The sequence below is a fragment of the Williamwhitmania taraxaci genome (assembly GCF_900096565.1).
Classification (GTDB): Bacteria; Bacteroidota; Bacteroidia; order Bacteroidales; family Williamwhitmaniaceae; genus Williamwhitmania; species Williamwhitmania taraxaci.
The window spans coordinates 1-26,481 of the sequence record NZ_FMYP01000042.1 but is presented as its reverse complement, the minus strand read 5'-3'; the positions used below and the strand labels follow the sequence as shown (position 1 = coordinate 26,481).

Annotated in this window: 17 protein-coding genes; 7 read left to right on the top strand and 10 right to left on the bottom strand. The window is 41.5% G+C overall.

Annotation, left to right across the window (positions count from 1 at the left end; all coding sequences use genetic code 11):
• The first annotated feature begins 14 nt into the window (after positions 1 to 14).
• The 3 genes from BLS65_RS11400 (at position 15) to BLS65_RS11390 (ending at position 6,983) form a co-directional block, all read left to right on the top strand.
• Entirely contained in the window at positions 15 to 2,051 is a 2,037-nt protein-coding gene (locus BLS65_RS11400) for a M13 family metallopeptidase (protein ID WP_092439068.1), read from the top strand.
• Between the two features lie 189 nt (positions 2,052 to 2,240).
• The gene (locus BLS65_RS11395) at positions 2,241 to 4,280 is read left to right on the top strand and encodes a M13 family metallopeptidase (RefSeq protein ID WP_092439066.1); all 2,040 of its coding nucleotides are present in this window, start codon (positions 2,241 to 2,243) and stop codon (positions 4,278 to 4,280) included.
• Between the two features lie 186 nt (positions 4,281 to 4,466).
• Positions 4,467 to 6,983 (top strand): M1 family metallopeptidase, encoded by a 2,517-nt coding sequence (locus tag BLS65_RS11390; protein WP_092439064.1) that lies wholly within the window; start codon positions 4,467 to 4,469, stop codon positions 6,981 to 6,983.
• A gap of 202 nt (positions 6,984 to 7,185) precedes the next feature.
• Here the strand turns inward: BLS65_RS11390 and BLS65_RS11385 are convergent, their stop codons facing one another.
• Positions 7,186 to 7,740, bottom strand: coding sequence for a hypothetical protein (locus BLS65_RS11385; protein WP_092439062.1), 555 nt, complete (start codon positions 7,738 to 7,740; stop codon positions 7,186 to 7,188).
• Between the two features lie 242 nt (positions 7,741 to 7,982).
• Here BLS65_RS11385 and BLS65_RS11380 point away from each other — a divergent pair, with 242 nt between their 5' ends.
• On the top strand, positions 7,983 to 9,350 hold the full coding sequence (locus BLS65_RS11380; protein WP_092439085.1) for an MATE family efflux transporter: 1,368 nt from the start codon (positions 7,983 to 7,985) through the stop codon (positions 9,348 to 9,350).
• A 122-nt stretch (positions 9,351 to 9,472) separates the two neighbouring features.
• On the opposite strand, the gene BLS65_RS11375 is transcribed toward BLS65_RS11380, so the two are convergent.
• Positions 9,473 to 11,584 (bottom strand): M3 family metallopeptidase, encoded by a 2,112-nt coding sequence (locus BLS65_RS11375; protein WP_092439060.1) that lies wholly within the window; start codon positions 11,582 to 11,584, stop codon positions 9,473 to 9,475.
• A gap of 282 nt (positions 11,585 to 11,866) precedes the next feature.
• On the opposite strand from BLS65_RS11375, the gene BLS65_RS11370 reads away from it, so the two are divergent.
• Entirely contained in the window at positions 11,867 to 13,186 is a 1,320-nt protein-coding gene (locus BLS65_RS11370; protein WP_092439058.1) for a DEAD/DEAH box helicase, read from the top strand.
• 6 nt (positions 13,187 to 13,192) lie between these two features.
• Here the strand turns inward: BLS65_RS11370 and BLS65_RS11365 are convergent, their stop codons facing one another.
• On the bottom strand, positions 13,193 to 15,964 hold the full coding sequence (locus BLS65_RS11365; protein WP_092439056.1) for a PAS domain S-box protein: 2,772 nt from the start codon (positions 15,962 to 15,964) through the stop codon (positions 13,193 to 13,195).
• A gap of 464 nt (positions 15,965 to 16,428) precedes the next feature.
• On the opposite strand from BLS65_RS11365, the gene BLS65_RS11360 reads away from it, so the two are divergent.
• The gene (locus tag BLS65_RS11360) at positions 16,429 to 16,857 is read left to right on the top strand and encodes a hypothetical protein (RefSeq protein WP_092439054.1); all 429 of its coding nucleotides are present in this window, start codon (positions 16,429 to 16,431) and stop codon (positions 16,855 to 16,857) included.
• Between the two features lie 114 nt (positions 16,858 to 16,971).
• Here BLS65_RS11360 and BLS65_RS11355 read toward each other — a convergent pair whose 3' ends face one another.
• From BLS65_RS11355 to BLS65_RS11330, 5 genes are all read right to left on the bottom strand, one after another.
• Entirely contained in the window at positions 16,972 to 18,348 is a 1,377-nt protein-coding gene (locus BLS65_RS11355) for an LPP20 family lipoprotein (RefSeq protein ID WP_092439052.1), read from the bottom strand.
• 172 nt (positions 18,349 to 18,520) lie between these two features.
• Positions 18,521 to 19,906 carry a hypothetical protein gene (locus tag BLS65_RS11350; RefSeq protein WP_092439050.1) on the bottom strand — a complete coding sequence of 462 codons (1,386 nt, stop codon included), beginning with the start codon at positions 19,904 to 19,906 and terminating at the stop codon, positions 18,521 to 18,523.
• Positions 19,907 to 20,375: 469 nt separating this feature from the next.
• Positions 20,376 to 21,047 (bottom strand): DUF6090 family protein, encoded by a 672-nt coding sequence (locus tag BLS65_RS11345; protein ID WP_092439048.1) that lies wholly within the window; start codon positions 21,045 to 21,047, stop codon positions 20,376 to 20,378.
• Positions 21,048 to 21,049: 2 nt separating this feature from the next.
• Positions 21,050 to 21,757 (bottom strand): CPBP family intramembrane glutamic endopeptidase, encoded by a 708-nt coding sequence (locus tag BLS65_RS11340; protein WP_092439046.1) that lies wholly within the window; start codon positions 21,755 to 21,757, stop codon positions 21,050 to 21,052.
• Positions 21,758 to 22,361: 604 nt separating this feature from the next.
• Positions 22,362 to 23,405, bottom strand: coding sequence for a dienelactone hydrolase family protein (locus BLS65_RS11330; protein WP_092439043.1), 1,044 nt, complete (start codon positions 23,403 to 23,405; stop codon positions 22,362 to 22,364).
• Positions 23,406 to 23,769: 364 nt separating this feature from the next.
• Between BLS65_RS11330 and BLS65_RS11325 the strand changes: the two genes are divergently transcribed.
• On the top strand, positions 23,770 to 24,942 hold the full coding sequence (locus BLS65_RS11325) for an MFS transporter (protein ID WP_212590541.1): 1,173 nt from the start codon (positions 23,770 to 23,772) through the stop codon (positions 24,940 to 24,942).
• Positions 24,943 to 25,103: 161 nt separating this feature from the next.
• On the opposite strand, the gene BLS65_RS11320 is transcribed toward BLS65_RS11325, so the two are convergent.
• Positions 25,104 to 25,727, bottom strand: coding sequence for a DUF4145 domain-containing protein (locus tag BLS65_RS11320; protein ID WP_092439039.1), 624 nt, complete (start codon positions 25,725 to 25,727; stop codon positions 25,104 to 25,106).
• 189 nt (positions 25,728 to 25,916) lie between these two features.
• Complete coding sequence (locus BLS65_RS11315; RefSeq protein WP_092439037.1) at positions 25,917 to 26,279, bottom strand: hypothetical protein; 363 nt, start codon at positions 26,277 to 26,279, stop codon at positions 25,917 to 25,919.
• Positions 26,280 to 26,481 lie beyond the last annotated feature (202 nt).

The following is a 26,481-nucleotide window of genomic DNA, read 5'->3' as shown; positions in this document are numbered from 1 at the left end:
GCACCTTTGAAATTATGAAAAAGCACCAAATTATCAACATTCTAAGCCTTTCCACCCTTATTGCACTTGCGGGTTGTGGAACAGGGGAGAAAAAGCCTTCGCTGGCCTTTTCACCTGCCAACATGGATACCAAGGTTCAGCCCGGCGTCGATTTTTACGACTACGCCAATGGAACCTGGATTAAGAACACCCCGATTCCTGGTGATAGAGCTCGCTGGGGAGCATTCGATATGCTACAGCAGGAAAACAACGTGCTGATAAAGGCCATCCTTGAAGAAGCAGCTACCTCCACCTCGGTAAAGGGTAGCAACCTGCAAAAGGTTGGCGATTTCTTCGCATCAGGGATGGATACCTTGGCCATCGAAAAGGCCGGAATGTCTCCATTGAAAGCTGATTTCGATAAAATAGATGAGCTATCAACGAAGGATCAAATCCAAAAGTATATTGCCGAATACCATCGTCAAGGAGTTGGTTCGGGGTTCAACTTCTATGTGGCACAGGACCAAAAGAACTCGGCTCTTATGGTGGCCAACATGAATCAAGGTGGTTTAGGACTTCCCGATCGCGACTACTACTTTGGCACCGATAGCCGTTCGCAGGAAATTCGCAATAGCTATCTAAAATATGTTGCAAAATCATTCGAACTGGCCGGCAGAAGCATTGCCGATGCGGATAAAATTGCAACCGAGATTATGAATTTTGAGTCGCGCCTTGCAACCGTTTCGCTTACCCGTAATGAGCAACGCGACCCAATCCGCACCTACAATAAGTTTAAGGCGAAGGAGCTCGAAAAGAGTGCTCCCGGACTTATATGGTCGGGCTACTTTACAAACCTCGGTATTCAACAGCTCGATTATGTTATTATTGACAATCCAAAGTTCTTTATTGAGCTGGGCAAAATGGTAAAGGAGATTCCAGTTGAGACATGGAAGACTTACTTTAAATGGAATGTAATCAATGCTTATGCACCATACCTCAGCAGCAATTTCGAGAGCAACCATTTTGATTTTTACGGCAAACAGCTTACCGGTAGCGATAAGCCTCGTCCAAGATGGCAACGGATAGCCAATGCAACCAACGAATCGCTTGGCGAAGCAGTTGGTGAACTATATGTAACCAAGAATTTCCCTGCCGTAGCAAAAACCAAAATGCTCGACTTGGTTGCCAACCTCAAGACATCGTATAAAGAGCGCATCCAAAATCTGCCTTGGATGAGCGAGGCTACAAAGATAAAAGCCATTGAGAAGTTAGAGAAGATAAATGTAAAGATTGGATATCCTGACAAATGGCAGGACTACTCCTCACTTGAGATAGATAAAAGCAACTTTCTCAACAATGTTCGTAGCGGTAACGAATTCCGCTTCAACAACAACTTGGCCGAGTTGGGCAAACCGGTAGATAAACTTAAGTGGGAAATGACTCCACAAACAGTGAATGCCTACTATAGCTCCAACATGAACGAGATTGTGTTCCCTGCTGCAATACTTCGTCCACCTTTCTTTGATGTTAATGCCGACGACGCCCTCAACTATGGTGGCATTGGTTGCGTTATTGGCCACGAAATGACTCATGGTTTCGACGATCAAGGATGCCTATACGATAAGGATGGAAATCTATCCGAATGGTGGACTCCTGAAGATTCTAAGAAGTTTAAGGCGTTAACGCAAATGCTTGTTGTAGAATACGGCAACTTTGTAGCTATTGATTCACTACATCTCGATGGAAATCTGACCCTAGGCGAGAACATTGCCGATTATGGTGGACTAACCATCTCCTACAATGCCTATAAGAAGATAGTTGCAAAGGGCGATCAAGAATCCATAGATGAATTTACCCCACAGCAACGGTTCTTCCTCTCCTATGCCAACGTATGGCGTCAGGGAATTAGGGACAAAGAGCTTATGCGCAGAGTAAAGGAAGATGTCCACTCCCCTGGAAAGTTTCGGGTAAATGGTGCACTTTTCAACATTCCTGAGTTTTACGATGCATTCGCAATTGCCACAACCGATCCACTTTACCGAGCACCGGAAAATAGGCCGATGATTTGGTAGAAAAACGTAAAAACTGAATAGTTGGGCGCATTGTGGAATTATAGTGCAGTGCGCCTAGCTTATAAACTTGAATGAATAATCAGAATAATAGTTCTATATATTCGTTACATTTGTCATAACAATCAGCAAATCTTTCACAATTCACGATTCACACATGTCGCTATAATCAACCAAATAAAAATTAAAAAAATGAAGATTACGTTAGCAAAAGTTGCTGTATTTTCACTTCCACTTGTAATGTTCTCGTGCGGAGGAAACAGCGTTGAAGGTCCAAAAGCACTAGATAATGCCAGCATGGACCTCACTGTAAAGCCGGGTAATGATTTCTTCCAGTATGCCGGTGGAACATGGTTGGACAAGACACCAATCCCTGATGACAAAACCTCTTATGGCGAGTTCGACCTAGTTTACGAGAAGAGCATTTCCGATGTAAGAACCATTCTCGATAAGGCTGCCGCAAATGCCGATAAGGCACTAAAGGGCAGCGTTGACCAAAAGATGGGATACCTCTACGCTTCAGGTCTCGATACCATTACCATCGACAAGAAGGGCTTTGATCCAATCAAACCACTGTTCGAGAAGATTAATGGCTTAAAGAACATGCCCGAACTGCTTACCTACTTGGTAGAACAGCACCTTGTTGGTGGCGATGCTATGTTTAGTGCAGGTGTTGAACAAGACCTGATGAACAGCAAGGTATACCGAATTTATCTTGGACAGAGTGGTCTCGGTCTTCCCGATCGTGATTACTATCTGGAGAAGGATGCTCGTTCCGAAAATATCAGAGCGGAATACCTCAAGTTCATGCAAAAAATGCTTGAGAAGGTAGGCGAATCACCCGAAGTTGCCGGTGCTAGCACCAAATCCATTATGAGCATTGAAACAGAACTTGCCAAGATTTCCAACACAAGGTTGGAAAACCGCAATATACAAGCAATGTATAACCCTATGGCCATTGCCGATCTTTGCAAAAAGTATCCAAACTTCCTATTCGATAAATACTTTACTAAGATGGGCGTTAATACAAACGACCCCATTATTGTGGCTCATCCTAAATTTTTTGCAGGTCTGAACACCCTGATTGCAAAAATTTCGCTTAACGATTGGAAGACTTACCTCAAATGGAACGCCATTAACGCAAATGCAGGCCTCCTCTCTTCCGACTTTGTAGCTGAAAATTTTGCCTTCTACGGTACCGTTCTTTCCGGACAAAAGACCAACAGCCCTCGCTGGAAAAGAATTTCGGGTGCCGCCAACAACTACCTTGGCGAAGCAGTAGGCCAGCTCTACGTTAAGCAGTTCTTTCCTCCGGAAGCAAAGCAAAAAATGATTCTGCTAGTGGAAAATCTTCGCAAAGCATTCGAAAATAGACTTGCCAAGAACGATTGGATGACCGATTCCACAAAGGCAAAAGCCATTGAAAAACTAAAGGGCATCACTGTTAAGGTTGGATACCCCGATAAGTGGAAAGACTACTCCCTGTTAGCAATAAGCAAGGACAATTACTTCGAAAACATCATGAATGCTAGAGCATTCCTGGTGAAAGAAAACCTCGATAAGTTGGGTAAACCTGTTGATCCTACCGAATGGGGTATGACTCCGCAAACGGTGAACGCATACTACAATCCACTTAACAACGAGATTGTTTTCCCTGCTGCAATTCTTCAGCATCCTTTCTTCGACCTCAACGCCGACGATGCCGTTAACTACGGTGCCATTGGAATGGTTATTGCGCACGAAATGACTCACGGCTTCGATGATCAAGGTCGCCACTTCAACAAGGATGGCAATATGATTGACTGGTGGAGTCCTAAGGATGCAGAAAACTTTAAGGCAAAAACTCAAGTGTTAGTAAATCAGTTTAGCCGCTTTGTGGCTGTTGATAGCCTTCACGTAAATGGTGAACTTACCCTTGGCGAAAACATTGCCGACAACGGTGGGTTGCTCATATCTTACGATGCATACCAACTCTCACTTAATGGAAAACAAGCCGACAAAATCGATGGATTCACAGGTGACCAACGCTTCTTCTTGGGTTATGCTCAAGTTTGGAGACAAAACACCCGCAAAGAAGCCCTCATGAGTCAGGTTAAGGAAGATGTTCACTCCCCAGCTCGCTTCCGCGTGAATGGTGGTTTGGCAAACATCGCTAAATTCTATGAAGCATTCGATGTAAAGGCTGGAGATGCCCTCTACATTGCTCCTGAAAATAGAACCAACATCTGGTAATACATATTCATTAAAGAAACGCCATCCGAAAGGGTGGCGTTTTTTTTTGCGATACTTTACGGTAAAGAACAAGTATGGTATACTCCCAAAGCATCATAAGAGAATAATCGAAATACAATCGTGCCCTGCGCATATGCACGTTATGGTTTAAAATGGTAATTTCGGCAACAAAATACGCACCAGATCATGAAAAAGATAATTTGGGCAGTCACGTTACTACTTGCCAGCTGCATTAATAAACCCACCGAAATCCCTGAAAAGGGAGTAACCCTATCGCTAGCCAATGAACGCGCAGCAATATTGGAGAATGTCGAATATAAACTTTGCTTTACCATTCCAGATAGCCTTACCGATGCAGTGCAAGGCGAAGCCATTATTACCTTCGACCTTAGCGAACGCCCAAATTCTTTAGCGCTTGATTTCAATGGTCCCGACAGCAGCGGTCTTAAAGTTAGTAGCATTGGGGAGGAAAAATTTCCCAACGTAATAGTTGGTAACGGCCATATAGTGATTCCCCAACGTTACCTCACAAAAGGAGTAAATCAACTACAAATACTCTTTACCGCCGATTCTAGAACATTGAATCGGAGCCAAAACTTTATCTATACGCTTAATGTACCCAACAAGGCATCGCGGGTATTCCCATGTTTCGATCAGCCCAACATAAAAGCGACCTATCGACTCGAAGTTTCACTCCCACTTGCGTGGAGTGCTGTATCGAACGGCAGCGAACAAACCGACTCCATTGCCGATGGTAGGCATTGGATAACCTTTGCACCTTCACAGAAGATTAGCACATACCTATTTGCCTTTGCGGCCGGTCGCTTTAATAAAGTGGTAAGAACCGTTAATAAAATGCCCATTGCCATTTACTATGCCTCAGCCGATTCCGTAAAGATCAAGACAAATATTGATGAGGTTTACAATCAGGTAAAACGATCGTTGAAATTCATGGAGGATTATACCAGCATTAAGTATCCTTTCGAAAAATACGATTTAGTGCTTATCCCCTCCTTCCAATTTAGCGGCATGGAGCATCCCGGTGCCACCTACTACAAAGCATCCAAGTTGCTGCTGGATGAGAACCCTTCGTTGCAGGATGCGATGAGCCGCACAAGCCTCATTGCGCACGAAACAGCCCATATGTGGTTTGGCGATTTGGTTACCATGAGCTGGTTCAACGATGTTTGGCTTAAGGAGGTATTTGCAGGACTTTTTGCCGAAAAAATTACCAACCCACAGTATCCGCAGATTGATCACAACCTACTCTTCATGCTTTCCAACTATCCGCGAGCCCTTTCGGTAGACAGAACAAGCGGAACACATTCCATTGCCCAAGAACTCAAAAATCAAGACAATGCTGGCTCGCTCTACGGATCAATAATATACAACAAGGCCCCCATTGCCATGCGCATGCTTGAAGAGAATATGGGTGAAGATTCGTTTAAGGTTGCTCTAAGGGAATATCTTAAGGAATATAGCTACAGCAATGCCACTTGGGAGAACCTTCTTGCCACGTTTCAGCACCATTCCAATAACGATTTAAGCGAATGGGACAAGGATTGGATAAAAGGCAAAGGAGTTCCAGAAATTGCCGTTTCGATACAAAAGGCTGAGCCAGAATCGGTGGTTGTATCCGCAAGAAGTATCGGAATAGCAAATCCCCAATCGATGGCCTTCGTGCTAATGGACAACCAAGCCAACCAACAACTGGAGTTTAAATCCCTTCCGGGAACTACCACCCTAAGAGCAGATTTTAGCACAACGACCATCCTTCCCAACTCCGATGGGAAAACCTATGGCGTATTTACAGGAGAGGCTTTAAGCCAGAACTTGTCGGCCGCGAAGCTCAGTCAAATTTCGCCACTACAAAGGGCTTCGCTACTGATAAACCAAAAAGAGTTAGCCATCCGAAAGAAGATAACCACCAAAAGCTATACAGAATTCCTTCTCACCTTCACGCAAGCGGAAAAGGTGGATGCACTGCTGCAACAATCGGTTAGAGATATTGAGTTTTGCTTTCTTCAGCTGCTTCCTGCAACCGAGCGGAATAAGGTTGGAATTAAATTTGAAGCATTGCTCTGGGATAAGATGCTTGCGCAAAACAAACCAGCAGATCAGATAACCGTTTTTAAGTCGCTGATGCGTATTGCAACCACTAAGCATATGCTTGCAAAGCTGGAAGCCGTGCTCGAAAAGAACCAAATTAATGCAAAAACAAAGTTCAGCGATCGTGATGGTATGAGCCTTGCGCTTGAGTTGGCCTTTAAGATGCCCGAACAGGCTAATGTTGCCATTAACCTACAGCTGGGTAGAATGCAATCGGAGGAACTAAAAGCACAGCTTCAGTTTGAGCGTGCCTCTACCTCTTGTAATAATGATACGCTAGCGATTCTGTTCCACAAACTGCAAAAAAAAGAGAATCGAATGAAGGAGCCTTGGGTTACCGAAGCGCTGAGCTACATTCACCACCCATTGCGCAACGAAGCAAATATGAACCTACTTATTCCAGCATTAAATATGCTTCCCGAAATAAAACAAACCGGCGACATATTCTTTCCCAAATCATGGGCCGATGCTGTTCTGTGGGGCTATCGATCTCCAAAAGCCAAAGCACAAGTAAACCAACTATTGCAAATGAACATACTTTCGCCAGACTTAAAGCTAAAGGTGCTACAATCGGGCGATTTGCTCATGCGTTGATTCGAAAGTAGGAAGATGCACCAATTTGAAAAGGATACAAAGAGGAGTAAATTGTTTAATTGTAAACCTTACTGTCCAACAAAAAACGCAAGTGATTGGCGTCATCAACCGGTGCAATCGATAACCACGATATGTGAATGGCTGCCAGCCATGGGTGGGAAATTCAAACACCAGAGGCTTGAGAAAGCTCCAACCAAAAGCACTACCTCTTTTCTGGCACAACCAACTCTACCTTTTCGGCGATGATGGTAATAACAGGTATGTAGTTCTTACCGGTTTGCTTCATTATCGTTCTAAGTTTATCAATGCAGTGCTGCGATAAAGTATCTGCTGCACCTGATTCCTGTTTTTTCTTCACCCAGGCCGAATCCTTGCATGGGGCATTATCGATGTGGCAAAGGATGGCCCTTTGTTGCTCCATTCTATCAATGGAGCTGGTTTCGATACGCGATTCCCGAACAACTCCCAGAACCCTTACCCGCTTATCGTAAAATGCTTCATCGAAGCTGGCCAACGTATCAATTGGAACAATCTTGATAACAGCACCGCTCTCGGTCATCAACTTCATCTTCTTGCCATCCACCCCGCACAGATGAACAATTACTCCTTCAACAGCCACCGTTACATTGCTGTATTTTTCAATATTTACTACCAAGCTGTCGGCGGGTAGCACTACAACCTCAGTAGTTGGATTGGTGATTGTACAACCCATGAATAGGATGCCTAATAGGAAAGCCATTAGAATGCTATGCTTCATGATAAATAGAATTGGAGTTGATGTTCGGAGGATAGAAGTAGTTTGTTTATCCAATAATCTGGGAACTAAAGTAGTAAATTCTTTCTACATTATTCACAACCAACAGTAAAAGATTGAACAAATTAGTTGCAAAACTGATTGCCCACCATGAACAACGGAATGGAGAAATAGATTCCTTGAAAAGAGAACCGCTGTAGGCAAAAAATGAGGATATTTGCAGCCGAAAAATGGGGAACTGCGAGATGGCAAAAAAAGGGAATACAAATGATTTAGGGGTAGAGAGGTTGGGTAAACTACTACTGCAGTACTCGGTTCCGGCCATTATTGCCACTACCGCAGCATCGCTTTATAATATTATCGATAGAATTTTTATTGGTCAAGGGATTGGTCCAATGGCTATTTCGGGATTGGCATTGACCTTCCCCCTAATGAATATTCTAGCAGCCTTTGGGGCTATGGTTGGGGTTGGAGCAGGAACAATGGTTTCAATAAGGTTGGGCCAGCACGATCGGAAGGGGGCCACTCTCGTTCTAGGCAATGCGCTAATGCTGAATATCATTCTAAGCATTGTAGTCGCACTGGTTACCTACATTTATCTTAACCCAATACTTTACTCACTTGGAGCGAGTAAAGATACCCTACCCTATGCCAGAGAGTTTATGCAGGTGATTCTGCTCGGCAATATCTTCACCCATATCTACCTTGGACTAAACGGTATAATGCGAGCGTCGGGTTATCCTCGCAAGGCAATGTATACTACTCTGGTAACCGTTGGAATCAATTTGGCATTGGCTCCCCTATTCATCTTCTCCTTTAACTGGGGAATCCGGGGTGCTGCAATGGCAACCGTTTTTGCACAAATTGTGGGTACGGTATGGGTTATATACCACTTCTCGAAAGGGGAAAGTTTTGTGCACTTTCTGCCTGGCTATATGCGGCTAAAACGAAGGATCATTGAGGACATTGTTTCCATTGGAATGTCAAACTTTCTAATGCTTATTTCGGCCAGCATCGTAATTTCCTTCATAAACATAAGTTTACGAAAGCATGGTGGCGATTTTGCCATCGGAGCATACGGCATTATTGGCAGCATTGGGAATCTTGCAGTAATGGTGGTTATTGGCTTCAACCAAGGGATGCAGCCCATTGTAGGCTATAACTATGGAGCCAACCAAATGCCGCGGGTAATCCGCACTTTTAAACTCACTATCCTAGCGGGAACAATAGTAACATGCTTCGGATTTTTACTGGCCGAACTCTTCCCTCACCTTATTGCATCTGCATTTACAACAAATAAAGAACTTATCGACATGGCAGCCAACGGCATGAGACTAACGCTGATGATGTTCCCTATTGTTGGATTTCAGGTAGTCACTTCCAGTTTCTTTCAATCGATAGGAAAGGCTAAAATCTCAATTTTCCTATCACTAACCAGGCAATTGCTCTTCCTGATTCCTGCTCTCTATTTTCTACCACGTTACTGGGGCCTGAATGGGGTATGGTTGAGTGGTCCAGTAGCCGATTTTACCTCTTCTTTGCTTACCATGGTTGTGCTGTGGTGGCAGTTGGATAAGTTAAAGCGTGGCGAGTTTCACCTAAAGAAACGGTAAATTCGATATCAGCCATCTTTTCACTTTTACCCTTTAACTTCTAACTTTTCAACACGAAAGTAATTAAAAAAGCGGTTTCCGTGCACAACGCTCAGAAACCGCTTCAATGTTTTATGGAAAGACTATTTCTTATCGAGACCCGCTTTCTTTAGAAGAGCATCAATCGTTGGCTCTTGACCTCGGAAGCGAACGTAAAGCTTCATTGGATGCTCGCTACCACCTTTGGAGAGGATATTCTTGCGGAACGATTCTGCTGTAGCGCGATCGAAGATACCATTCTTCTCAAACTGCGAGAAAGCATCGGCTTCGAGAACCTCAGCCCACTTGTAGCTATAGTAACCTGCGGCATAACCACCGGCAAAGATATGGCCAAAAGCGGTTGCAAAAGCGGTATTTGGAACCACAGGAAACAGCTCAGTTTGAGCCATGGACTTCTGCTCAAAAGCCATTATATCCTCTGTAAGTGGTGTAGTAATAGAGTGCCACGACATATCGGAAATACCGAAGCTAAGCTGGCGCACGGTGGAATAACCGCTGAGGTAGTTCTTACTCTCAACAATTTTTTGCACCAATGCAGCAGGAATCTTCTCGCCAGTTTTATAGTGAACCGCAAACATATCTAACCACTCCTTTTCCAGTGCCCAATTCTCCATGATTTGAGAAGGCAACTCAACAAAATCGCGATAAACAGATGTTCCGGTTAGGCTATTATAGGTTCCATCCGAAAGCATACCATGCAGCGCATGGCCAAACTCGTGAAGGAATGTGGTAACCTCATAGTGTGTAAGCAGGGCTGGCTTAGTTTCAGTAGGCTTGGTGAAGTTTGTAACAACCTGAATAAATGGAATTACATTTTCGCCATTTTCCTTATGCTGCTTACGGTAGGAGGTCATCCAAGCACCTTGACTCTTTCCTTCTCTTGGAAATGGGTCGAGGTAAAAAATTGCAACTAGCTGCTTGGCTTCGTTGTAAACCTCGTAGGCTGTAACATCTTTGGCATACACAGGAATGCTCTTATTCTCTTTGTAGGTAAGGCCATATAGCTTTGTGGTAAGGTCGAAAATACCTTGGCGAACCCTATCGAGCTGGAAGTATGGTTTTAGTAGCTCGTCGCTGAGGCTATACTTTTCGTCACGAAGTTTTTCGGAGTAGTAGCTCCAATCCCAACGCTCAATTTTACCCTTAAAGCCATTGCGATGAGCATAATCTTCAACCTCCTTAACATCGTTTATGGCAACAGGCTTCGAAGCAACGAGTAAGTCTGCAAGAAAGGTGTTTACCTTATCGGCCGATTCGGCCATTCGATCCTGAAGTAATAAATCGGCGTACGATTTAAACCCAAGCAAATTGGCAGTTTCTAAACGTAGATTTACAATCTTACGAATAACCTCCCTATTGTCGGTTTCCTTGCTACGAATTCCGCGAGTAGAATAGGCCATGTAAAGTTGCTTACGGAGGTCGCGGTTATCGGAATACTTCATGAAAGCGAGGAAGCTCGGCTGCTGAAGAGTAAATACCCAACCGGTAAGATTTTTCTCCTTAGCGGTCATTGCAGCAGCTTCAGTTGCACCTTCGGTTAAGCCGGCAAGATCCTTCTTATCGGTAAGATGAAGTATAAAGCTGTTGGTTTCGGCCATTACGTTATTGTTGAACTTAAGCGATAGCTCACTCAGCTGACGGGAAACTTCACGAAAACGTGATTTAGCAGTTGTGTCAAGGTTTGCTCCATTCTTGACAAATCCACGGTAGGACTTTTCAACAAGGGTCAATTGTTCTGCATTAAGGCCAAGATCATTACGTTTGTCATAAACCACCTTAACGCGAGCAAAGAGCTTCTCATTTAGGTTGATGTCATTGCTAAAGTCCGAAAGAATTGGAGATACCTCTTGCGCAATAGACTGCATGGTGCTATCGGTATTCGCCTCATTGAGGTTGAAAAAGATATTGCTAACCTTATCCAAAACCGCACCAGAGTTATCGAGAGCTTCAATGGTATTAGCAAAGGTTGGTTCTTCGCTATTATCAGCAATGGTATTAACCTCAGTCTTGGCAATCCCAATGGCAGCCTTAAATGCCGGTTTATAGTCGGCTAGCGCAATTTTATCAAAAGGTGGGGTTTGATACGGAGTGGTATACTCACCCAAAAGTGGATTTTTAGAGGAGTTACTATCCTCCTTGCACGATGTTGCTATCATAAGCACGGCAAAACTTAAAAGTAAATGCGTCGTTTTCATTAATTTGGGATATTTAAAAGAGGTCAAAAGTAATGTTTTTACTCCTATTATTTATTGTGATGATTGATTTGGATGCAAAAAAGAGGCTAAGGTTTAATTTATTCAGGTGCCAATTCGATACCAGATTGAACGAATGGACATGAGGCAATCTAGTAAAGGCTTAAAAAAACCAACATGCAAAAACGCTCATATCACCCTCAACATCAATACATATTTGGCATACCTCGCTGCGATCTTATTATACCTGCGATCTAACTTCAAATATCTTACTACCTTTGCACCATGCAAAACATTTCCACACCCATTCAGATAGCCCTAAGCAAGTTAGGCATTGAAACGCTCACCCCTATGCAAAATGAAGCCATAAAGGCTTGCTCGGGACAACAGGATGTTATACTTCTTTCGCCAACAGGATCGGGCAAAACGCTGGGTTTTCTTATACCATTAGTAGAATCGTTTACTGCCAACGAGGAAGGGATTCAAGCGCTCATACTTACTCCTTCGCGGGAATTGGCTATACAAATAGAGCAAGTTTTTAAAAAACTCACAACGGATTTTAAGGTAAATTGCTGCTATGGTGGCCACTCAACAAAAATTGAGCGAAATAATCTGAGCCATCCTCCTACCCTTTTAGTTGGAACTCCGGGCAGAATTGCCGATCATATCCGCCGTGGTATCATCGACACCCGAGGGATAAAAACCTTGGTTTTGGATGAATTTGACAAGGCACTTGAGTTCGGTTTTCAGAACGAGATGGTATACATCATCGATAACCTCACGCTCAAAAAGCGAATTTTAACCTCAGCAACCAAATCTGAGAGTATTCCACTCTTTACTGGTATCACAAATCCAATAGAACTTAACTATCTCTCTACCGAACAGCCCCAACGGCTCGTAGTGAAGAAGGTAATTGCCAATGGAAAGGATAAGCTCGACGCCCTTTATCGGTTAATTTGCACACTTGGAAATGCAACCACGCTAATATTCTGCAACCACCGCGAGGCAGTGGGACGTATTAGCGATTTGCTTTACCAAAAAGGATTAGAGCACGACATTTTCCACGGTGGCCTGGAGCAAGACGATCGCGAACGAGCATTGATCAAGTTCCGTAACGGAAGCCATCACCTGCTTATCACTACCGATCTAGCTTCGAGGGGACTCGACATACCGGAGATTAAACACATTATTCACTATCAACTGCCGCAAACCGAAGATGTCTTCATCCACCGCAACGGAAGAACTGCGCGGATGACAGCCAATGGTTCAGCATATCTTATTTTAGGAGAAGAAGATTACCTGCCAAACTTTATCGAAGGAGACGTTGAGGAGCAAGATATTTCGGCAATCCTGCCTCCTCCAGCACAACCGGAATGGGTTACCCTTTATATCAGTGCCGGAAAGAAAGACAAAATAAACAAGGTAGACATTGTTGGATTACTCCTGCAAAAGGGAGGCTTAGCCAAGAATGAACTCGGATTAATTGAGGTTCTAGACAAAACCTCTTACGTGGCTATAAATCGTAAGAAGGCAGGTGAAACGGTGAGACTATTACGCGACGAAACACTAAAGCGTAAGCGCATTAAGATGGAAATATCTGAATAGAAACAACTATTCATTTACACCAAGGTAGGTCTTCATCATGGCCATAAGATCATTACGTTTCATTGGTTTTGCAAGGTAATTATTGCAGCCCACGTTGATGAATTTTTCCTTATCACCATATAGAGCATATGCTGTAGTGGCGATGATGGGTAAATCAGATCGAATTTGCCGAATCGCCTTGGTGGCCTCCATACCATTCATTATAGGCATTTTAATGTCCATAAGAATAAGCTTAATTTCCGGATTGGCCTGGCATAAATCAACGGCCTCTCTCCCATTAAAGGCATGTAAAAGGTTAACTCCAGTATCTTCCAGCAATTCGCTAACATAAAGATAGTTTACCTCCTCATCCTCGGCTATAAGAATAGTTATATCCGTTAAATTTACCTCCTCCTCGTCCAAGGCTTTGGCCGATGGATGAGACTTTACAGCAGTATAAGGTAAGGTAAAGTAAAATATTGTCCCTTTGCCTATCTCCGATTCTACCCAAATTTCGCCTCCCATCACTTCAACAAATGCCTTTGAAATGGATAATCCGAGGCCCGAACCTCCATAGTTCCTAACAATTTCCGTTTCCACTTGACGGAAGCGCTGAAAGATTATTTTGAAATGTTCCTTGCCAATTCCAATTCCAGTATCCTTTACAAAGAACTGAATCTTATCGTTCTGCCGTTTATAACCAAATTCAACTGAACCAGACGAGGTGAATTTAAGTGCATTCCCTACCAAGTTGTTTATAACCTGATTGACCTTAACTTCATCGGTCATCAGTTCTATGCGTTTATCCTCTTCCGATACATTGAGAATTAGCTTTACTGACTGTTTCTCTGCTCTCTCCAGGAATAGTGCATGAGTATTCTGAAGTAATGGAAAAAGGGTGACATTTCGGGAAAACACATTAACCTGGTTGGTCTCAATACGAGCCATATCAAGAATATCGTTGATAATGGTAAGCAGTTGATCGCTTGTCTTGCGAATAATGTCTACATAAAATAATCGCCTCTCGGCATCTACATTAGGGTTAGTAAGCATTTCGGAGAAACCCAACAATCCATTCATCGGAGTTCGAATTTCATGGCTCATGTTCGACAGGAAGGACGATTTCAGCCGATCGCTCTCTTCGGCATGCTCTTTCGCCTTTAGCAACTCAGCATTAATTGCCGCGATATGTATATTGGAATGAGTCAACTCCTCGTTGAGGTCGGCGTATGCACTATTTTGACGTTGAAGAACCTTTTGGTTTTGCTCCAGCTCAAGTTCAGCATTTTTCCTTTCAGAAATATCTTTAGAGATTCCAAAAGTTCCAACGATTGCACCATCTTTATCCCGAAGCGGCATTTTAGTTGTTAACATCCATGATTCCGAGCCATCGGCCTTCACCTCCTTTTCGTCCTTGGCTACAATTGGAATTCCGGTTTTCAGTATTTGTACTTCATCGGCACGAGCATTGCTGGCATGCTCGAAACCAAGAAAATCAAAATCAGTTTTACCAATAAGCTTATTTGGCTCGTCCAATCCAAAAGATTTCGCAACAGCAAGGTTTACCCTAATATAACGACTTTGTTCATCCTTAAAGTAAATGTAGTCGGGCGTATTTTGAAGAAAAGTTTCCATTAAGCTACGCTCATAGCGCAATGACTCCTCACTTTTTCGCCTTTCGGTAATATCGTGAATAATCGAGTAGAGCAATTTTTTATTACCAACCATAATGGGACAAGCAAAGGTTTCTACATCTCGAATCTCACCGCTAACCAAGCGATGCTGAAAGTAAAAATGTGTTTGCTTTTTCGCCATCGCCACGGCAATCTTATTGTCCAACTGTTCTGATGAAAGAGTATTAATATCGGACATCTTCATCTCTTTAAGCTGCGCTAACGGATAGCCATAAAAATTGGAGGCTGCAGGATTGGCATCAAGTATCCTACCGCTTTCTGGGTCGAGAAGCAGCATTACGCCGTGACTATTGTGGAAAATAGATTTGTAACGCTCCTCACTTTCTTGTAATAGCTGTTCTGCCTCAATTCGCTTGGTGATATCTCGAGCAGCAGCATAAATCTTCCGGCTAACTGAATTCGCCCTCCATTCAATCCATTTTTCAGTTCCATCCTTGGCAATTAATCGGTTCACGAAATTGCGTACGTCGTTCTGGTCGGCCAGCTGCGAAAGGAATTCCAAGGTTTGATCTAAATCGGATGGATGAACCAACTCTAAAAGATTTTTGCCTTCTAACTCTTCTAGCTTATACCCAAGGGTGGCAGCCCATTCCATATTGAGTCTCCGGAGAATACCGGTAGTTTCAGCAATACAGAAAAGATCGAGCGAATTGGAAAAATAGGTATCGAGTTCCTCCGTTTTTTGCTTCAGTTGGAATTCCATCTCCTCCTTTTCCTTCCGCATCTTTGATTTGTCGAGTGATTGTCGGAGTGCGAGGGGAAGTTTTGCTATTCGTTCTTTTATTACATAATCATCGGCACCGGCTTTTATGCACTCTACAGCAATATCTTCATTCAATGAACCGGTTAAGATTAAAACGGGCGTTCTAGGAGTAACTGTTTTTGCTAGTAGTAAAGCCTGCATCCCATTGAAGGCAGGCATAGAATAATCGGAGATTATGATGGTTGGATTAAACGAGGATAAGGCCTCTAAGTAATCCTCCCTAGTTTCCACCCGCAGGTGCAAAAAAGAGAAACCTTCCGACTCGAGCATTCGTGTTGCCAGCTCAACATCGTTGGGGCTGTCCTCAACAAAAAGTATCTTTAATTTTTCTTGACTCTCCATTACGTTATATTTTCAAGATGATTGCTCATCTGTGTTCATTTGGGGAGTTCCGTTCAAATGAAAAATTGGCTATTCAATTTCCACTTCAAGAAACAAAAAAAATTAGAAAGAGTTTAATAATCAATTGAGAAAACATCTTCCATCATACAGTTCTGCAATAATCTTCACAGATTATTTGGCATATTATTGTTTGTGCAATTTCACGAACAAATCAAAAAACGATAACGAATACAAAAGTGTTGCATTGGTCATTAAAGATAGTAAATTCTGCAACATGAGAAAATAAAGAAACTTGTAATTCAAGATTTAAATACATGGAACTTCGTTAAGAACAGACTGACTCAAGAGCATTGAAGCAGCACTTATAGACGGAACTAGGATGGTATAGATTATTTTTTTTTGGAGAAGGTAGGGTATCGCTGTTTTTAAATGTATTAATGACAAACAGACAAAAGACTAAAACGATGAAAACACTTGCCAAGATCGTATCGTTTACAACTTTGATGCTCGTCTTCGCCGCACTGAATGGAGTTGCACAACGAGTAGAAAAAGGTAGAAATCACAATGGGAGGCACAACAAGGTAGTTGTTGTAAAAAGAGGTAACCACCACCGCGGCAGGGTTGCGCTGTACCATCCGCGATGGGCACCTAGAGCCACATTTGCACATCGCTGGGTATTCTTCCCTTACCATAACTTTTACTGGGACAACGTACGGGCCGTGTACGTTTACAAGGAAAATACCGTTTGGGTAACTAATGCCGAAGCGCCTGCATCCCTTTCAAAAGTTGATTTAGAAAAAGAGAAGCATGTAGAATTGACCGATGCGGACGATAGTAACGATAGCGTTGAGGTTAGCAACGATGACCACTTAAAAGCATACGGTGATAAATAGATATAGGGATATAGTTTAGAGTTGGTAGCTTATATTCGCTACAAACCCCAATGCTGTCCAGCATTGGGGTTATTTACTCTTTACAGAAAAAATACTGGATCGTTAAATACGATTTTAACGCTTAATAATCTTATCGCGGATTTGGGTCCAGATATAACCGCCCAGCTTATCGCTTTGGCGTTTATAGGCTTCAATACCAGCAGTTGCGTAGGTTAAGTGAGCCGCATTGACACCCGAAAGCGGTTGCATAAGGAGTGTGTTGCCTAGTTTGTCGGTAAGAACAATGTTGCCAACAACTTCGGCATAAAAAAGATTCCCCGATTGGTTTCGAGCGGCTGCATCAGCGGTAATGGTAAGAATAAAATCAGCATTGCTTACGCTGGATGCTTGGTTTATTCCTTCGACCGTTAGGAGTATCGATAGCTTAGAAGCGAGAAGTCTGTCAGGAATGGTTTCACCCAAGTTTTTCTCAACAGAAACAACAAAAATCTTAGGTTTAACAATAGAAATGGAAATGGAAGCAGGAGTTGTTGTAAACTTCTCAGCCAATCGCTTAAAATACATATCGGAGGTGGCTTCGGCAGCCATGGTAGCCCAATCGGCCGTAGCAAAAAACGTTTCTCGAGCGTTAGTAGAGTTTACGCCTTCGAGCGTATAGCCAGCAGTGCCAAGATCGTCGGTGCTGGTACGGCTATTTCGTATAGGCTTTGCCGAATAGCTAAATACTACCGGAAACATCTTCAGGGGGCTGCTCCCGTTGGAAAAGCGGAACTTCAGCATTTCATACGAAATGGTTTCTCCATACTTTACGGAGACCTGCAAGTTTACCGCCTCAACCTTCACATTTTTTACGAGCCAGGTTATTGCATCAAAAATCTCATTGCCGAGAAGGATGCTTTTACCTTCGCTCTCAATTTGGAGGGATTCGCCAAGGTAAGCCTTTAGGCTTTCTAACGCCTTAAGGTAGCTAACAAAAGCATTCTTCACATCGCCGGCATCCGAGAATGCCTTTCCGCGCTGGTAAAGATCGAGGCCACTGGTAACGGCAGCACTCTTTTTGCGCTCTTGTACCGCTTGCCATGCACTCTTGGAAAGGCGATAGTAGGTCCAGGAACTCGTAAGATCGTCGTAGGTATCGACCAGCTCGTAACCCTCCAAATCCTTCTGCGATTCGGCTTGTATGTTTGAGCTATAATCCTCGGAGAACCTCAACGCTGATTCGAACTTGTGCAACACCGAGCTGCTTGAAATGGAAATGGAAATATCGCTTCCCAAATCGGCCAGGGCATTATTCTTTGAGGCTTGACGATATCCGTTTACATCTCCAACCTTTGGGGCACGTCCAACCCCAATGTAGTAACCAGGCTGAGTAGGTTTATTAGCAACCCATGCCGGAGCTGGAGGTAGATTTTCCTGAGCCTTTTTGGAGGAAGAACAAGCAGTTGCGGCAAAAATAGCCACTATTGCAAATATTGTAAGGCGCGTATTCATATTCTAATACGATTATTTAAAGGCTGTATATATAGGCTTTAGGTGAAATAAAAGACTATTGAAACATCCCTAATTTTAAGATAATACTATTGACAAAATCGACTCAAATAAATTATAGGCAGCTACCATCTTTTCACTTTTCACCTTTCACCTTTCACCTTTCACTTATTTTCTATTTCCCTTCAGGGTTGTAGCTATTTAGCTTTGATGAAACCGTTGCAGCAATGCTTTTAGCGGCATCTGATTTTAGTTTGTCAACGGAATTAATAATCTTAATTGATTGGAGCAACACTTTAAGCCCATCAATGCTACTTCGGTTATCGTAAACTGCATCTTCGGGCGAATCCCTATCTATGCGCTTCCAATAACCAGGAACGAGCTTTTGCTTATCTCCATCGTAGATTGCATAGTGAGTATTATCGGAGACAGGAACACTGATAACATCCGATAACATGATAGCACCTGACTCAACCGATGATAGTTGATACTGCAAAGTGATTTTAACCGAATTGGTTTGTGTATACTCTCTGTATCTAGTTTTATGGTAAATCGGAACTTGAATATTCTTGCGTTGAGCGCTATCATACTTAGTAACCATCTCTTTAATATAGCCTGGCACATCCGTAACTATTTCACTACCGGTATTGGCTGATACCTCCATCAATTTACAGTTTAAAAGGGCATTTGCGCTCAACAACCGCCCTGCATCAATAGAGGTATTGTTGCTCATAAGGTTGGCGGTTTGCTCATTAATTAGCTTTTGACGGTTTTCTTCGTCCACAATCATTAAGAAAGGATTATTCAACCCATTTATGGAACCGGTGATAAGGCTTTGTAGCTGAATTGCAAAGCTGGCATCTTTGGTGTAGGCCTCAATTTGTTTCACAGCAATAGCAATAAGGGCCTTTTTGCGTGCCTCAGCCTTAAGCTCATCGCTATTCTTGTAGCTGCCGTGTGCTTTAATAATTCTATCGAAGCTACCATAAGCCTTACGATTCATACCGACTTCCATCGATTTAACCCCTTCCCGATAAATGGGCTCTGCTAAAGCAATAACTAAATTTTCATCGGAGCGCTCGTATCCCGGTTGAAGGGTTTTTACCTCCGTAAAGATCAGTGCTGCCTTGGTAAAATCCTCGCCATCGAGGGCAAGAACCCCATCGGGATATATTTGGGAGAGATACCGCGACTTTGCATCGTCGTAGGTTCCTTTATAGCGATCGGCCATTACTAAGTTTACACCAACACCACTCACCTTATCCTTGTAGCTGGCAGCATCGAGGTAACCATAAACGGCATCCTTCATATTTCCGCCATCGTATGCTTTGGTAAAGGCAATGAGCTTGTGGTCGAGAAGCATCTGACCATTCTTCTTTAGGCCAACCAGCGCATCAACATTATCTTTGTTTTTAAAAGCCGACATATAGTATGATTCGGCTGCTTGCTCGTAAAGGCCTTGGCTTTCGAACTTAGCTCCTTGCTTGGCCAATCGCTTGGATGCGCATCCGCCGGTGAGCAGTACGACTGAAATTAGAAGTAGGGGTAGAAATCGTTTCATACGATAAGCAATGTTTGATGTTAAGCGGATAAATGTAGTATTTATAGTTGTTTGTAACAAGTGGAGGCATGGAAAATGTGAATTGTGAAAAGTGAATGGTTAAAGGATGGATTCTACAAATGGAAAAGACACATCTTGATGCAAAAGTAGGTCGCATAGGAGTGAAAGGTGAAAAGTGAAAGGATGGCAGGTGCAGAATTACCCCGTAGGGGTTGAATGTGAATAGCCGGGGGTGACAACCTCCGGTAAATGAAGGGTCCAAAATGGCAGCGCGAACAAAAAGTAATAAGATGCATGGAGCTATTTGCGCCGCCTTGGCGGAACGGTTAAGAGCAGAATCGACATTCGATTATATGTGTGAGTTGGCACCTTACCTACCTCCTCCGACGCCTCCAAAAGAGGAGTTACTGGTCTTGTGGGGCTGTTGGTGTGAGAGATTATCGCTCGGCACAACGTGCTGCTTATAGGCCTATTTGTTAGCAGTAGTTAGCTTGTTGTTTAAAAGCTTTATCTTCTCCAAATTGTCTTGATAACCTTTTATTTGTTGGGTTAGTAGGACTTCATATCCAATAACAATATTTTCAAATAAGGGGTCTTTTATAAATGTAGAATTGATAGGACTTAGGTTACTAAAACGTATATTTTCGAATAGAAAAGGAGTTACGTATTTGTTAATATAGTCGGACAATAAGCTTTCTAACTTTAGGGTTACATTATAGGTATTATAGGTTAGGATTATTTGCTTTCGGAGTTCAATATCTTCAATTAATTCAAACTCACCCGATGCTGTTACATTTTCCATTGTAGTAATAGATGGAGTATAGTTAGCCACTCCCATCATACTTGCTGTGAGTATTTTGATTCTTTTATCGGCATAATTCTTCGACAAAAGAATGTATTTTAAAGTGTCAATGTCATTTTTATTGGACTCTGAAAACTTCAAGGCAGCAATAAGATTAGCCTCGTTATCTCTATTTTCGACGTAAAAACTTTTTAGATAGTCCTTTTCGTGTGCCTTTGATTTATTTGATTCATTGAGGTTATTCAGCTGAAAAGCTGTAGTAATACCAATTATTACAATCAGAAGGTCAATCGATTTAGATTTCCAGTCTATGCTCAACTTCTTTTTTACTTTTTTCATTACTACTCTAGTATTAATTTGCTAATAAACTCAGTAATTGATCTTTCTTCACCTAAGTAAAGTAAGGTAATGCCAATCATATCATAAAATCCATGTGTAAACATTGCTATAGAAAGGTTTTGGCGATGTCGGAGAAATATCATTCCCATAATAAACCCAATAATTCCAGTGGTAATAACGCCTGATGTTCCTTGGTATATGTGTGCAAGCCCAAATATTATAGCCGTAATTGTAGCTGACATAAGCCAAGAATAGTTAGTGTCTCCAAAAATTATTGCTAACCGTTTTACGATATAACCTCTGAAAAGAAATTCTTCTCCAAAGCCAGCAATAATCCACATAAATAGGATAAGAGTTACATAGCTTATGAGGTTACCTTTTACTCCGCTGAACGACTGTAAATCTATTTCGCCAAAGAGATGTTCGAGAATAGGCTGTATTAAAACATCGACTAAAAGGAAGATACCAATAGCGTATAGTATGCCACTAATAATTGATTTTGTCCAGCTAGGCTTTGATAATCCAAAGTAATGCCAATCCCATCTTTTGGCCCAAAATGTAATTAAGGCAATGGTAATACCAAAAAAAAATCCAAGTCCGCCAGTGAAAATAGTTAGTATTACAACAAGTGTTATTGCTGAAAGAATAAAGAGAGGTTTCTCAAACAACAAACAGGTTCGGTCTCTAAAACTTGATTTATTAGTAGTCATAGCATTTAGGGCTATCTATTATAAACAACGATTATTCGCTCAAGCATTTAAATTCTTATTTCGGACTATTTTACTAGTTGAGTAAAGTATAATTAGTGCAATTATCATAAAGACAAAAACTAACTCAAACACTCTTGGACTAAAGTGATCCTCAAAATTATCCTTATAATATTGGATATCATTATTAACCCGGTAATAAAAAATAGTCTTGTAAACAAAGTATCCAAAAAAAAGACCCTGCGAAACTATTCCAACTACTCTGCTTAAATGATTGGATTGATTCTTATCGAGGAGAAATAAGATTGGTATTATAAAGACGATTAATGGAATGAAATATAAAGAAAAGCTAATTCCCATTGCTGATCCTCTATTGCTTTGAATCATTATATACTCCATTGTAAGTATAGATAACAATAGTGCAATACAAATGAATTGAGCCGAAATATTTTTAAAGTTGATAGTATTGGTCATTAGAGTTTCATGTGATATAATGCAAATAGCTGCCACATTACTACGGACTTTACCGAAAACGTTTACTATTGAAAAAATGGCGGGGAGTTGGGTATTACGTGACGCTTAAGGGCCTATTTATTAACAGAGGTTGTTATTGTTCTACCCATTTCATAAAGTCCTCAAATACTTTCTTCCACTCCCAAATCCAATCTTCATCTTCATCATCCTCATCTTGCATCGGAATAGCAAACGAGTGATCGTAGTCAGGGTAAATCTTAAACGTCAAATTAGTCTTTTTATGCCTAATAAATTCAATAGGAATCAATAAACTACTTTCAATAGGAACTGACTCATCTTTTCCAGCTACTGCTACAAATAGTGGTTTGTTTATTTTTAATAAATTGTCTATTGCTGGTTCTGAAAAATGAGCCCATCTACGATATGAATTTCCTAACCATTGTTTTTCTGTATTATCAGGGTCGCTTTCAATGTTTTTAATATCATTAAACAACCCTTCTAAAGAATCAACCGCTTCCGTTTGCGTTATTTTGCCACTCTGAACATCTTTTTGAATAAATAGAGCAAAATCATAATACTGTGTATTCCCTCCACCTGCCCAAAATCCAATATGTGTAATTTTTTTGTTTGTATGTCCCAACTTTGCAACTACATCTGAACCTTCTGAATGTCCAATTATTACAACTTTATTTGGATTTTTTATATAATATTTAGTTAGGTCATTAATTACTTCGTCTCCTTGCCAAACTCTATAATTTAATGATTCGTTTTCCAAAAAGGTTTGACTTGGCTTATAGGTATCTCTATCCGCTGAAAAGGGAACACCTTTTTTTGAAATTATAACAAAAATATAATCATTAGGGAAGCTGTCTAAATCAAAAGGAACAAAACTGTTTATGATAATACTCTTCTCTATTATATCTTTTGTGATACCATTTTCAACTACTTTTATCGTATCAGATTTAGTGGTTTCCCTAAACAAAGGAGTTGGGCCTGAGCCTTGAAAATAGATTAGAATTTTATTTTTCTCCTTAATATTTCCTTTTGAATAGATTTGATAATTTATTGTATCTGATTTTGTTATGATTCTTTTATGCTGATATTCTTCCATCTTTGGGTCATACTGTCCAAAGGTCAAAAAAGGCATCATTGTTAAAATTATTATTACAAATTTCATTTCTTTACATTTTTTATTTTACAATCTCTGCGAACTCGTTTATAAACCCAACTTAATTGGGTTTATCCACCCCAATATGGATAGATAAACCAAACTTATGTTCCAGTTTATTTCTTTACTAAAGTATAAATAATGTGGGCATGTGGTGCGTGATGGTTGAATAATATTTGGGGATGTGCAAAAAAACGTGGTGGGAAGGTATTCGGGGGCAGGCTCGACGCTTAACCGTGGTAGTATACCTCCAGATGTGGGTAGCAATATAGAGCAATAGTGGTGGTCTTTGGATATTTCAGGAGCAGAAACATTGGTTGTTTTCGCTTTTTTGTTGATAGGAATTGCTATTCTTGCAGAAAAATAGAAGACATTGAAAGATTACAGCAGCTATAAGGTGAACCCGATGTATGGATTTTTGGCGGTGCTTTGCATTGCATCGGCACTGGGAAATCAGGGTTGGCAGACCTTATTCAATAATTTTGCAGTGGAAAAAGTCGGAGCCAACTCGGTGCAGGTTGGAGCGATACAGTCGTTTCGTGAAATACCGGGGTTCTTAACATTTTTCGCTGTTTATATTTTGGTGGTGGTTGCGGAACATCGTTTTGCCGTTTACTCCATTATTTTGTGTGGTATTGGGGTAATGGTTACGGGCTTTTTCCCAACATTCGAAGGCTTAATTTTAACAGGAATACTGATGTCTGTTGGTTTTCACTTTTTCGAAACCGCCAACCAGTCTCTTACCTTGCAGTATTTTTCGCCCGAACGGGTTCCGTTGGTATTGTCGAAATTTAGGAGCTATACTGCATTGACGAATATTGCTACGGGGGTATTTATCTGGTTAATGGCAGGATTTTTATCGTTCCAATGGATGTTCTTTATTGTAGGAGTCTTGGTGTTTTTGGCCGGGGTGTACTCGTTGCGCAAGAATCCGGTGGATAAACTGCTTCCCCCTCAGCATAAAAAGCTAATTCTGAAGCGGAAATACTGGTTGTTCTATGTGCTCAATCTTTTGAGTGGTTCGCGTCGCCAAATTTTCATGGTGTTTGCCATTTTTATCTTGGTGCAGAAATACCACTTCTCCATTACGCATATTACGATTCTGTTTGTGGTAAACAATATCATAACCTATGTGCTGAGCCCGTATGTGGGGAAAGCCATCAACCGCTATGGAGAGCGAGCGATGCTTACGGTGGAATATGTGTTTTTGATTCTGGTGTTTTTGGGCTATGGCTTGATTGAGAATAGCATGGTGGTTTCGGGTTTATATATTGTGGATAACTTGTTTTTCAGCTTTGCCATTTCGATAAATTCCTTTTTCCGCAAGCAAGCCGAACCGGCAGATATTGCTCCGTCGATGGCGGTAGGCTTTACGATTAATCACCTTACGGCGGTGTTTTTGCCGGTAGTTGGTGGTTTGTTGTGGATTTACAACTGGCGGATTCCTTTTCTTGGAGGGGCTTTCTTGGCGCTTCTATCGCTTATTTTCGCTCGTTTTGTTCCGTCGAAAAAGATCTTGGCTACTAGTGCTGTCTTAGTGAAATAGTGTTGGTTGAGAGGCAGGTTACCGACCTCCTCCGGCTCCTCCAATGGAGGTGTGAGTGGATAGGTGGGCCTTTAAACAGCATTCGCTTCACCACTTTGCCCTCGGGGATATCGCTGGCACTTCGTGCCGCTTAAAGTCCTATTTATTGTGCCCAGTTTTTTTTATTTATCTCTTTTCTTAATAGCTTCTTTCGAACCTTCAGGCAAAGAATCAAACAAATATTGAATCTCTTTGGGCTTAGTTATTCTATCTTCAACAATTACATTAATAAGTCTAAACATCGTTTGTGCAATTTCAGGAGTATCATTCAATTCTAATTCTCCAGGATGAACAGCATTATTCCCTACAACTCTACAAATATCTAGTGATTGTTGAATAAGATTAGGCAATCCTAACTTTACTAATTCTTTGATATCATTATTTATATTTTCTCCATTCTGCCCTAGGTGTTTCATTAGTTTTTGAATACATAGTCTTAATAAGGCTGCTGCTCCTCTGGGAGAAAGATTTAGAATATCTCTAGCTTCTAAATAATCTTGCTTACAATCTTCTGGCATATCAGGATTGGGTAGTTCTACATTTCCACTTGATGGAATAATCATATTACCTTTATACCAATATGAATTTCCATCACAGTGATGACAATACGAAACGACCATATCTTCACTATTCTTTCCTACACCCAAATGGCTATAAGTTAAACTAGACCATGTCTGCTTTGCATAAACACCACATAAAGGGCAATTAAACTGTTGCTGTTTAAAAATGGGAGGGAAATATTTCATAATTTGAATTTTTGAGGTTTTAGTTATATTCTTTAATTTATCAAATTTTGTTCAAACGAACGTCTGCGTTTATGTGCCGTTGCGTGTTCAAAGCGCTTAGTGGTCGAGGCAGCACAAGGTAACCAAGACTGATAACCAACGCACTGCCAGCAATGGCTTATACACGCTGATGTGCCACGTTTTAATAAACTATTCTTTGACGAAATAAAATCTTTTATCTGTCCAATTTATAATGCCATCCTTTTTAAAAATGCTTTTGTCATACATGCATAAATCAATTGGTATAGAAAATTCTATAAAATGCAACCCATCATTTTGAATCTTTAGCCAATATGGTAGTTTTGTTTCGACGTTACTTCTCAACCTTCCATTATATCTCGGTTCCGTTGAAATAACACCTAGATAAAACGGTCGAAGTTGTGCCACCCATTTCGGTTCAAGTTGTGCCAGGCGTTTCGGTCGAAGTTGTGCCACTTTTTTAGGTGCATTTAGGCTATTGTTTCGGTCGAAGTTGCGCCACCCGTTTCGACGCAAATTGCGCCATTGAGCCATTGAAAGGAATGATTTCTATCTTATCGCTGAAACTTAAATCAGGGATATGGCCGCAAAGAAGATAGATATCATGGATGTACGACAATTAATTCAGTTAAAAATCAAAGGAGAAAGCAACCGCAGCTGTTCTTCAAGTTTAGCCATACACCGCAATACGGTAAATTACTATGTCCGACAGCTGAAAGCAACAGGGACGAGCTAT

Coding starts and splice junctions, on each gene's coding strand:
- BLS65_RS11390 (WP_092439064.1), top strand. CDS start 4,467: ATGAAAAAGATAATTTGGGCAGTCACGTTACTACTTGCCAGCTGCATT.
- BLS65_RS11355 (WP_092439052.1), bottom strand. CDS start 18,348: ATGAATACGCGCCTTACAATATTTGCAATAGTGGCTATTTTTGCCGCA.
- BLS65_RS11340 (WP_092439046.1), bottom strand. CDS start 21,757: ATGACTACTAATAAATCAAGTTTTAGAGACCGAACCTGTTTGTTGTTT.
- BLS65_RS11365 (WP_092439056.1), bottom strand. CDS start 15,964: ATGGAGAGTCAAGAAAAATTAAAGATACTTTTTGTTGAGGACAGCCCC.
- BLS65_RS11400 (WP_092439068.1), top strand. CDS start 15: ATGAAAAAGCACCAAATTATCAACATTCTAAGCCTTTCCACCCTTATT.
- BLS65_RS11315 (WP_092439037.1), bottom strand. CDS start 26,279: ATGGCTCAATGGCGCAATTTGCGTCGAAACGGGTGGCGCAACTTCGAC.
- BLS65_RS11395 (WP_092439066.1), top strand. CDS start 2,241: ATGAAGATTACGTTAGCAAAAGTTGCTGTATTTTCACTTCCACTTGTA.
- BLS65_RS11385 (WP_092439062.1), bottom strand. CDS start 7,740: ATGAAGCATAGCATTCTAATGGCTTTCCTATTAGGCATCCTATTCATG.
- BLS65_RS11360 (WP_092439054.1), top strand. CDS start 16,429: ATGAAAACACTTGCCAAGATCGTATCGTTTACAACTTTGATGCTCGTC.
- BLS65_RS11350 (WP_092439050.1), bottom strand. CDS start 19,906: ATGAAACGATTTCTACCCCTACTTCTAATTTCAGTCGTACTGCTCACC.
- BLS65_RS11370 (WP_092439058.1), top strand. CDS start 11,867: ATGCAAAACATTTCCACACCCATTCAGATAGCCCTAAGCAAGTTAGGC.
- BLS65_RS11375 (WP_092439060.1), bottom strand. CDS start 11,584: ATGAAAACGACGCATTTACTTTTAAGTTTTGCCGTGCTTATGATAGCA.
- BLS65_RS11330 (WP_092439043.1), bottom strand. CDS start 23,405: ATGAAATTTGTAATAATAATTTTAACAATGATGCCTTTTTTGACCTTT.
- BLS65_RS11320 (WP_092439039.1), bottom strand. CDS start 25,727: ATGAAATATTTCCCTCCCATTTTTAAACAGCAACAGTTTAATTGCCCT.
- BLS65_RS11380 (WP_092439085.1), top strand. CDS start 7,983: ATGGCAAAAAAAGGGAATACAAATGATTTAGGGGTAGAGAGGTTGGGT.
- BLS65_RS11345 (WP_092439048.1), bottom strand. CDS start 21,047: ATGAAAAAAGTAAAAAAGAAGTTGAGCATAGACTGGAAATCTAAATCG.